We start from the raw sequence: 9,509 nt of genomic DNA, 5'->3' as shown, positions 1-9,509 counted from the left end.
CTATTTAACACGGACCCCTCAGCCGGGGTCCTCCCCTATAGATACACCTATGAAAGCCCTATGGTAAGGCCATTCTAATGCGTAACCCCTATAATATCTGGGTGGAGGGGTGGTTAATCTTGTGGCTATTTGGTACCTTTGTTGAGAGTAGTAACGCAATAAATAGAAACTATATGAGCTATCAACACCCCGAAAACTCTGGTGATTACAAAGGGCTACAGGTGAATAGTGGTGTGAACCATGCCCCGATTGTCAACCCCTATTTCAAGCCACGCCGTCGCCGTCTGCTCTCTACAGATGAGTATGTGGAGGGTATTTTGGCGGGAGATAGAGCGATGCTTTCGCAAGCGGTGACGCTGGTGGAGAGTCGTTTGCCCGAACATCGACAAAAGGCACAGGAGGTGATCGAGCGATGCCTCCCCTACTCTGGAAAGTCGGTCCGCATTGGCATCACAGGCGTGCCAGGAGCCGGTAAGAGTACCTCTATTGATGCCTTTGGAATGCATGTAGTGAAGGGGGGACATAAGTTGGCAGTGCTTGCCATTGACCCCTCGAGCGAGCGATCCAAGGGGAGTATCCTAGGTGATAAGACTCGTATGGAGCGACTTTCGAAGGAGGAGGATGCCTTTATCCGACCTAGCCCTTCGGCTGGCTCGCTAGGCGGTGTAGCCCGCAAAACTCGCGAGAGCATTATCCTCTGCGAGGCAGCTGGCTTTGATACCATCTTCGTGGAGACGGTGGGTGTAGGTCAGTCGGAGACGGCGGTGCACTCGATGGTCGACTTTTTCCTCTTGATACAGCTGGCTGGCACTGGCGATGAGCTGCAAGGGATTAAGCGTGGAATTATGGAGATGGCCGATGGCATTGTGATCAACAAGGCAGATGGTGACAATATTAAGCCGGCAGAGTTGGCGGCACAGCACTTCCGCAATGCACTGCACCTCTTTCCACCAGCAGAGAGTGGTTGGACACCCGAGGTGCTCACCTACTCTGGGTTTTACGACCTACGGATCGACGAGGTGTGGAGCATGATTGATCGCTTCATAGCCTTTGTAAAGGATAATGGCTACTTCTACCGCCACCGCAATGAGCAGACAAAGTACTGGATGTACGAGAGTATCAATGAAGCCCTTAAAAATAGCTTCTACTCCAATCCTGCAATCCAAGAGGAGCTTCCTATGGTGGAGCGTGCGATTTTGGAGGATAAAATGAGTTCGTTTGTGGGGGCTAATAAGCTACTCAATCTATTTTACGAAGGACTGAAACTAGAAGATGAATAATAAGTCACTTTACCTGGTATTTGCCTTATCGGCATTGGTGTTGCTCTTCATTGAGCGGATTCACATTCCCTTCCTTGAGAGTGTTTGCCAAGTATTCATCTGCGGTGGTGCTTTTTACTATGTATTCCGCAGCTATCGCGAGAAAAAGGCGGTGACCCTCTTGATGTGCCTCATGGCACTGGTTGGTCTGCTCTACAATCCCGTGGTGCCTATCAGAGTGGACCATGTCTACTGGATCGTGGCACATATCATCACCATGGCGCTCTTCTACTTTATTTCGCTCAAAACGCCTATTGATGATACTATTATCACCCGAAAAGAGGAGGACGAGGTACCAAAGGAGTAACTTTGGGAGGAAAATGTGTATCTTTGTAGTTGGTAAAAGAATAAGAAACAAATATTTATTAGGTGACAATGGCACAGAAAGAGATTGACAATATATTTAAGAAGATTATATCGCACTGCAAGGAGTATGGTTTTGTATTCCCCTCATCGGAGATATACGATGGTCTAGGGGCAGTATACGACTATGGTCAGAATGGTGTAGAACTCAAAAACAATCTCAAGAGGTACTGGTGGGATGCCATGACCCTGCTCAATGACAATGTAGTAGGTATTGACTCGGCCATCTTTATGCACCCAACGATCTGGAAAGCCTCGGGACACGTGGATGCTTTTAACGACCCACTGATTGACAATAAGGTGTCGAAGAAGCGGTATCGTGCTGATGTGCTGATTGAGGAGCATCTAGATAAGATTGAGGCGAAGATCAATAAGGAGATTGAGAAGGCTCGCAAGCGTTTTGGCGATGCCTTTGATGAGGCTCAATACCGTGCAACGAACGCAAGGGTAATCAGATACCAAGAGGAGTATGATGGGGTGCACAGCAGGTATGTAAAGTCAATGGAGGACAACGACCTCGCAGCCCTCAAGCAATTGATTGTGGATTGTGAGATTGTGGATCCTATTAGTGGTTCTAAGGAGTGGACCGATGTACGTCAGTTCAACCTGATGTTTGCCACTGAGATGGGCTCTACGTCGGAGGGTGCTATGAAGGTATATTTACGTCCGGAGACAGCTCAAGGTATCTTTGTCAACTTTCTCAATGTGCAGAAGAGTGGCCGCATGAAGGTGCCTTTTGGTATTGCACAGATTGGTAAGGCCTTCCGTAATGAAATTGTGGCTCGCCAATTTATCTTCCGTATGCGTGAGTTTGAGCAGATGGAGATGCAGTTCTTTGTAGCCCCAGGTACAGAACTTGAGTGGTACGAGAAGTGGAAGGAGCGTCGACTACGCTGGCACAAGGCTCTAGGCTTGGGGGATAACAAGTATCGTTTCCACGATCATGAGAAGCTAGCTCACTATGCTAATGCTGCAACAGATATTGAGTTTGAGATGTCGTTTGGCTTTAAGGAGGTAGAGGGTATTCACTCACGTACCGACTTTGACCTGAAGCGTCATGAGGAGTTCTCGGGTAAGAAGATGCGCTACTTTGATCCTGAGCTTAATGAGAGCTATGTACCCTATGTAGTGGAGACCTCTATCGGGGTGGACCGACTTTTCCTCAGTATTCTATTTGGTTGCTACGATGAGGAGCAGCTAGAGAATGGTGAGGTACGTGTGGTCCTTCGTTTGCCAGCTGCTTTGGCGCCTAAGAAGGTAGCGGTACTACCATTGGTACGCAAGGATGGTCTTCCAGAGCTAGCACAGCAGATCGTTGACGACCTGAAGTTTCACTTCCCTTGTGATTATGACGAGAAGGACTCTATCGGAAAGCGTTACCGTAGACAGGATGCACTCGGTACGCCATTCTGCGTGACCGTGGATCACGAGAGTATCGAGGATGGCAAGGTGACGATACGCCACCGCGACTCTATGGAGCAGGAGCGTGTGGAGATCGGTGAACTTCGCCACATCATCGAGGAGAGTGTGAGTATGCAGTCATTGCTCAAGAAAATATAAATAGATTATGAAGAGAGTACTGAATCTCACCCTTGTACAGCTATGGACTGTGGCATTGGGCGCCCTACTCCTCTCGCTTTCTAGCTGCAATGTAGAGCAGCCAATGGAGGAGAGTAACTACAAGAAGGAGAATGATGCTTTCATAGAGAAAGCGGTGGAAAAGGGGTATACGGAGAGTAACTTCCTCAATACAAATTACCATATCTACTACAAGGTTCTTGAAGGCTCGAAGGAGCAGAATCCTAGCTATCCATATCAGGAGAGTACGGTGAAGATGGAGCTGAGTGGTCGCTTTATTTCAGGTGAGATATTTCAGGAGAAGGGGGAGATTACTAGCCCTGTCAACAAACTAGTACTTGGGGTGCAGTATGCCCTACAGATGATGAATGTAGGGGATCATTGGGAGGTGGTAGTGCCTTACCAGCTAGGCTATGGTGCCTATACCCAATACAATAAGATTCCTGGCTACTCTACGCTGATTTTTGATATCAAACTACTAGAGATACCAGTACAATGATTAGCAAAAGGCCTCTGATACTGGTGAGTAATGACGACGGGGTATTTGCCAAGGGGCTTGAGGAGCTCTATACCGCGTTGAGAGACCTCGGGGATATCGTGGTGGTGGCACCCGATGGTCCTCGGAGTGGTACCTCTAGCGCCATCACCTCCTCGATACCGATCCACTTCAATATGGTGGAGACGGAGCCAGGACTGACGATTTACAGCTGTAGTGGCACACCAGCTGACTGTGTGAAGCTCGCCTTGAATGAGATCCTCCCCACCCTACCCGACCTAGTGGTAGCGGGCATCAATCATGGTGGCAATGAGGGTATTGCCGTGAACTACTCTGGCACCCTAGGTGCAGCGATTGAGGGAACTATTTTCAACATTCCCTCCTTTGCTATCTCGCTTTTACAAGGAGATCAGGAGAGTGATTACTTGGACTGTTGTCGCTTTGCCCGCACGATTGCTCGTAAGATATTGAAGGAGGGGATCCCGAAGGGAGTCTATCTCAATGTGAATGTCCCCAATGTGCCTGAGGTGAGGGGGCTAAGGGTTTGTAGCCAAGCCGATGGTAAGTATGTCAATGAATATGTCTGCCAAACCACTCCGACAGGTAGAGATGTCTACTGGCTATCGGGTAGTATTAAACTGGCGGAGCCGATCAATCAAAACTGGGATATCCAGCTCCTGAAGAAGGGATATGCCACGATCGTTCCCTGTAATATTGATGTGACGGACTACGAATTTATCCAACAAATAAAGCACTGGGACGAGTAATGAACTACTTTCTGGTCGCAGGTGAGGCTAGTGGAGACCTCCACACCTCAAGATTAATGAAAGAGCTGAGGAGTCTAGACCCCTCAGCCTATTTTACTTTTATGGGAGGCCCACGTATGAGAGAGGTGGGTGGTGAGTGTGTGATCGCTTCGGAGCACCTCGCCTTTATGGGCTTTGTGGATGTAGCAAAGAATATCGGCACCATCCGCGAGGCGGGCAAGGCACTCCAAACGACACTGATCGACACCCGTCCCGATGTGGTTATCTGCACCGACTATGCCAGTTTCTGCTTTCAGTATGTATTGCCCTTTGTACGCAAACAGCTTCCACAGACAAAAATCGTCTATTTCATCCCCCCAAAGGTATGGGCGTGGAAGAAGGGACGAATCAAGAGACTTCGTACAGATACAGACCTCATTCTCTCCATTTTTCCCTTTGAGATACCTTTCTTCCAGCAACAGCAGTTGGACCAGGTAAAGTATATTGGCAATCCTACCTTAGAGCAAGTTCAGCAGTTTTTGAATAGTTACGAAGCCACTGGCTGCCCTCCTTACATTGCTCTATTGCCAGGTAGTCGACGCTCGGAGGTGAATCAAAACTTACCGACGATGCTACAGGTGGCTAACTCTTTTCCCGACCTTCATATCAAGATAGCTGGCACGAGCAGCTTGCCTAGAGAGGTCTATGCACCTCTACTAGAGGGAGTGAAGGAGGTGGAGCTAGTCTTTGATGACACCTATCGGGTAGTGAAAGGGGCAAGGGTTGCTCTGGTCACCAGTGGCACTGCCACGCTTGAGACAGCACTTCTTGGCACGCCTCAGGTGGTTTGCTATGCCCAAAGGGCGGGTTACCTAGCCAATTTTATCTTTAAGCATCTATTTACAACCCCCTATATTTCACTCGTAAATCTTGTAGCCGATGAGCCTGTGGTGCAGGAGCTATTTGGCGGTTTATTTAAGGAGGATAAGATCTGGAATGCCCTTGCCCCATTGACTATGGAGGGTGAGAAGCGAAGCAAGATGCTGGAGCAGTACCAGGAGATAAAAGAAAAGCTTCAGACAGCTCAACCCTCATCGAGGTTGGCTGCTGAAGCTATTCTAGAATTGGCAAGAGCTCGCTAAACTTATATGATCAAATGTCCCACTACTGATACCAGTAGTGCCAATACCCACCCCACAGAGATGGAGTAAAGGGTACTATAGAGGGCATATCTCCATCGCCCACTCTCCCGACCAATGGCTACTACCGTGCTGATACAAGGGATATAGACCAGCACAAATATCATAAACGAAAGGGCTATCACAGGGTCTAAGACTTTGGACCCATCGGGGTAAGTGGCATTCTGTAGTTTACTCGAAAGGAGTGCCTCATTATCGCCATCACCAGTAAATAGTACGCCCATGGTACTCACTACGATTTCCTTTGCAGCCACACCTGTGAGGAGCGAAACGCTCATCCTCCAATCGTACCCATGCCACTTAAAGACGGGCTGGATGGCGTGTCCTAAGCGACCAATGAGTGAGTACTCTTGCTGTACCATGGTGAGCTGATGGTCACGATCCATCGCCTCGAAATCGGTCTGCTCTTGTGCCCTAACCTTCTCAATATGTTGGGCAATAAGAGCATCTTGCTGCGGCTCCTCTAGTTTATGAACATTGGGGAAGTAGCTCAACGCCCAAATAGCGATAGAGGCGACTAGAATCACGGTTCCCATCTTCTGCAGGTATTGCTTTGCCCGCTCCCACATATGCAGTAATACACTTTTGAGCGTAGGAATACGGTAAGGCGGTAGCTCCATCACAAAGGGGGTCTCTTTAGCAGTATTGAAGCGTCGCTTAAATATCAATGCACTCAGCACCGCCACCAAGATACCAGAGAAGTATAGCACGAAGAGCACCAAACCTGCATTGTGGGGGAAGAAAGCTCCAGCAAGTAATAGGTAGACTGGCAGCTTGGCACTACAACTCATAAAGGGGATAATCAGCATCGTCACGAGACGATTATTACGATTCTCTATAGTACGTGTAGCCATCACCGCAGGCACGTTACAACCAAAACCCATCACAAGCGGGATAAAGGACTTTCCATGCAATCCTATCAGGTGCATCAGCCGGTCCATAATAAAGGCGGCCCTAGCCATATAGCCGGTATCCTCGATAATGGCAAGGCATAGATACAGAATCACGATATTAGGCAGGAAGACGAGCACACCCCCTACTCCAGCAATTACACCATCTACTAATAGGTCCTTGAGCATCCCCTCTGGCATCAGCTCGCCAATCCATTGGCCTAACCACGCCACCCCCGACTCTATCCAATTCATTGGATATTCGCCGAGTATAAAGGTGAGCTGGAACATCAAGAATATAACCGCAATAAAGATGGGGAAGCCCCAAATCTTGTGGGTCAATATATGGTCGATCTTACGATTACGCTCGGTGATGGAGTCGTAATTGGTACGGTAAGTCTCTTGCAAGGCGCCACGTACAAAGCCGTAACGACCATTGGTGATATCGTGCTGGATATCATTATCTGTATGCTTGGCGTACTGCTCATTCAGCTCTGCCACCTGGTGCAGCAAGGCTACACCTCTATCGGGTAGCATGGCAACTACCTCTTGCATCGCCTCATCCTCCTCCAGCAACTTGATAGCCATATAGCGTGGCCTCAACTCTTGTACCACTTGGGGGAACTGCTGCCAATGCTCTCTAAGTGACTCGCTCAGCTCTGCAATTGCTGTCTCCACCTCTTGGCGATAACGAATATCTACCACTCGAAGCTCCTGAGAACGGTTGTTATAGATCGTAGCTACATGCTCAAAGAGGTTCTTTATACCACGCCCCGTTCGGCCATTGGTAGGACAGAGAGGTACTCCAATCAGACGAGTCAACTGCTCGGTATCTAATTCACTGCTAGAGGCTTCCAACTCGTCCCACATATTGAGTGCCACCACTACTGGGATACTGGTCTCAAGTAGCTGGGCGGTCATATAGAGGTGGCGCTCCAAGTTGGTCGAGTCCACCACGTTGACCACCACATCTGGTCGCTCATCGCCCATCAAGTACTGGCTAATGTACTTCTCTTCTGGACTATACGAGCTGATAGAGTAAGCCCCTGGCAGGTCGATCAGATCAAAGGTATAGCCACCCTGTCGGTATGTAGCCGTCTTGGCTTCTACCGTCACGCCACTATAGTTGCCCACATGCTCGTGAGCTCCACTCGCCGCATTGAAGAGGGAGGTCTTACCGCAATTTGGATTGCCCACAAAGGCGACACGAATTCGTTGCTCCGGACGTTGCTTTTCACTGGAATTGTGATGCCCCTTAGATAGATAAAACGAAGAAGTAGCACTTTCGCCTTGCTGTCGCCTATGAGCCGCGGTAGTATGAAGCGGATCCACTTCAATCAGCTTGGCTTCACTCCGTCGGAGCGTCACATCATAATTGAGAATACGATACTCTACAGGGTCCTTTAGCGGGGCATTCTTCACCACTAAAATCTCCTCTCCCGGTATAAACCCCATCTCCATCAACCGCTTTCGAAACGCCTTATCGGTATGATGTTTTAGAATAATTGCCCTCTCACCCGTATGTAGTTCAGATAGTCTCATTGATCAGTATTTAATTAGACACAAAAGTAACCTCTTTATCAGAGATCCTCAATACCTAATTGTAGGTATTTTTGCACTCCTTATATACCTACGTGCCAGAAGAGAAAATGGGAATTTAAGAGTAAATATTTGGCACAGTCCTCAAAAGAGGTTACCTTTGTAGCAGTTAACTAATTGAGAGAACGTAGTAATATAAGATTAGAGAGAAGAGATTACTTTAACCCTTGATAGGGTCTTTGTAGTAGCGATTCCATGTTAGGCGGACAAGAGTGCCCCTTGCTTGGAGTTGTTGTTTTTTACCATTAGAGGGACTAAGAAATAGAGATACTTATGGATTACATCTATATGACTGAGGAGGGATACCAAAACCTCCTTGAAGAGATCAGAAAGCTAGAGGAGATAGAACGACCAGAGGTGATACAGGCTATTGCCGAAGCACGCGACAAGGGTGACCTCTCTGAAAATGCAGAGTATTCTGCCGCTAAGGAGAAGCAGGCACTTCTAGAAGATAGGATTGCACAGCTGAGAATGCAGCTACAGAATATCCGTATCATTGACACCAAAAAGATAGGCACGGAGACGGTACAGATGCTCAACACCGTAACCATTCGTAATATGAGCAATAATCAGGTGAAGACCTATACCATTGTCTCCGACACCGAAAGCGATATCCGCAAGGGAAAGATGGCTATCTCTACCCCGATAGCTAAGGGATTGATCGGCAAAAAGGTGGGAGATGTGGTAGAGATACAAGTGCCCGCAGGTATTGTGACGTTTAAGATTGAAGAGATTACCATATAAGCTAATTGATCTATGGCAACGATATTCACGAAAATTATCCAAGGAGAGATTCCTGGCTACATTATAGCGGAGGACGAGCACTTCTGTGCCTTCCTAGACGCCTTCCCCGTACAATACGGACACACTCTAGTGGTGCCAAAGCGAGAGGAGAATTACCTCTTTGACCTAGAGGATGCAGAGCTATCGGAAATGATACTCTTTGCAAAGAAGGTGGCGGCTGCGATTAAGAAGGCAACTAGCTGCAATCGCGTCGGGATGGCAGTAATGGGGTTGGAGGTGCCTCACGCACACATACACTTGATCCCAATACAGAAGGAGAAGGATATGGACTTCAATCACAAAGTACCTAACCCCGATCCCGAAAAAATGAAGGAGATGGCCGCAGCAATCCAATCCAACCTATAAAGTCTCCCTAAGGAATAAAACAAAAAATGAGCTGAGAGTGAGCTATTGCCCACTCTCAGCTCATCTTTTATCTCTCAAAACCCATCTTAGCACATCCACAATAGCACATTAAAGATAGCATCGTAACCTAAATGTTCATAGGATACTGTCCCAAAAAAGTGTGTAAGCCC

The 9,509-nt window shown here is 48.0% G+C and carries 9 protein-coding genes; 8 read left to right on the top strand and 1 reads right to left on the bottom strand.

The annotated features are described in order from the left end of the window. Positions 1–173 precede the first annotated feature (173 nt). From meaB to lpxB, 6 genes are all read left to right on the top strand, one after another. Positions 174–1,280, top strand: coding sequence for a methylmalonyl Co-A mutase-associated GTPase MeaB (gene meaB, locus QVO39_RS01345; protein WP_288171418.1), 1,107 nt, complete (start codon positions 174–176; stop codon positions 1,278–1,280). Then, positions 1,273–1,626, top strand: coding sequence for a DUF6804 family protein (locus tag QVO39_RS01340; protein ID WP_021902694.1), 354 nt, complete (start codon positions 1,273–1,275; stop codon positions 1,624–1,626). Before meaB ends, QVO39_RS01340 begins: the two co-directional genes overlap by 8 nt. A gap of 68 nt (positions 1,627–1,694) precedes the next feature. Continuing rightward, on the top strand, positions 1,695–3,242 hold the full coding sequence (locus tag QVO39_RS01335) for a glycine--tRNA ligase (RefSeq protein ID WP_021902693.1): 1,548 nt from the start codon (positions 1,695–1,697) through the stop codon (positions 3,240–3,242). Between the two features lie 7 nt (positions 3,243–3,249). Beyond that, on the top strand, positions 3,250–3,759 hold the full coding sequence (locus QVO39_RS01330) for an FKBP-type peptidyl-prolyl cis-trans isomerase (RefSeq protein ID WP_021902692.1): 510 nt from the start codon (positions 3,250–3,252) through the stop codon (positions 3,757–3,759). Further along, positions 3,756–4,523, top strand: a complete 768-nt coding sequence (gene surE / locus QVO39_RS01325) for a 5'/3'-nucleotidase SurE (RefSeq protein WP_018029131.1) — start codon at positions 3,756–3,758, stop codon at positions 4,521–4,523. Before QVO39_RS01330 ends, surE begins: the two co-directional genes overlap by 4 nt. After that, complete coding sequence (gene lpxB / locus QVO39_RS01320) at positions 4,523–5,644, top strand: lipid-A-disaccharide synthase (RefSeq protein ID WP_021902691.1); 1,122 nt, start codon at positions 4,523–4,525, stop codon at positions 5,642–5,644. The genes surE and lpxB overlap by 1 nt, the downstream gene beginning before the upstream one ends. Positions 5,645–5,646: 2 nt before the next feature. On the opposite strand, the gene feoB is transcribed toward lpxB, so the two are convergent. Further along, entirely contained in the window at positions 5,647–8,133 is a 2,487-nt protein-coding gene (feoB, locus tag QVO39_RS01315; protein WP_021902690.1) for a ferrous iron transport protein B, read from the bottom strand. A 330-nt stretch (positions 8,134–8,463) separates the two neighbouring features. Between feoB and greA the strand changes: the two genes are divergently transcribed. Next, entirely contained in the window at positions 8,464–8,934 is a 471-nt protein-coding gene (gene greA / locus QVO39_RS01310) for a transcription elongation factor GreA (RefSeq protein ID WP_018029134.1), read from the top strand. A 12-nt stretch (positions 8,935–8,946) separates the two neighbouring features. Then, entirely contained in the window at positions 8,947–9,339 is a 393-nt protein-coding gene (locus tag QVO39_RS01305) for an HIT family protein (protein WP_018029135.1), read from the top strand. Positions 9,340–9,509: the final 170 nt, after the last annotated feature.

It is taken from the genome of Porphyromonas sp. CAG:1061, from assembly GCF_000435035.1.
Classification (GTDB): Bacteria; Bacteroidota; Bacteroidia; order Bacteroidales; family Porphyromonadaceae; genus Porphyromonas_A; species Porphyromonas_A somerae.
Note: the sequence above shows the minus strand (reverse complement) of the source record. Positions and strands in the feature narration are given on the sequence as shown.

Bases quoted from the DNA above. Each gene is read 5' to 3' on its own strand.
- meaB (WP_288171418.1), top strand. From the start codon at position 174: ATGAGCTATCAACACCCCGAAAACTCTGGTGATTACAAAGGGCTACAG.
- QVO39_RS01340 (WP_021902694.1), top strand. From the start codon at position 1,273: ATGAATAATAAGTCACTTTACCTGGTATTTGCCTTATCGGCATTGGTG.
- QVO39_RS01335 (WP_021902693.1), top strand. From the start codon at position 1,695: ATGGCACAGAAAGAGATTGACAATATATTTAAGAAGATTATATCGCAC.
- QVO39_RS01330 (WP_021902692.1), top strand. From the start codon at position 3,250: ATGAAGAGAGTACTGAATCTCACCCTTGTACAGCTATGGACTGTGGCA.
- surE (WP_018029131.1), top strand. From the start codon at position 3,756: ATGATTAGCAAAAGGCCTCTGATACTGGTGAGTAATGACGACGGGGTA.
- lpxB (WP_021902691.1), top strand. From the start codon at position 4,523: ATGAACTACTTTCTGGTCGCAGGTGAGGCTAGTGGAGACCTCCACACC.
- feoB (WP_021902690.1), bottom strand. From the start codon at position 8,133: ATGAGACTATCTGAACTACATACGGGTGAGAGGGCAATTATTCTAAAA.
- greA (WP_018029134.1), top strand. From the start codon at position 8,464: ATGGATTACATCTATATGACTGAGGAGGGATACCAAAACCTCCTTGAA.
- QVO39_RS01305 (WP_018029135.1), top strand. From the start codon at position 8,947: ATGGCAACGATATTCACGAAAATTATCCAAGGAGAGATTCCTGGCTAC.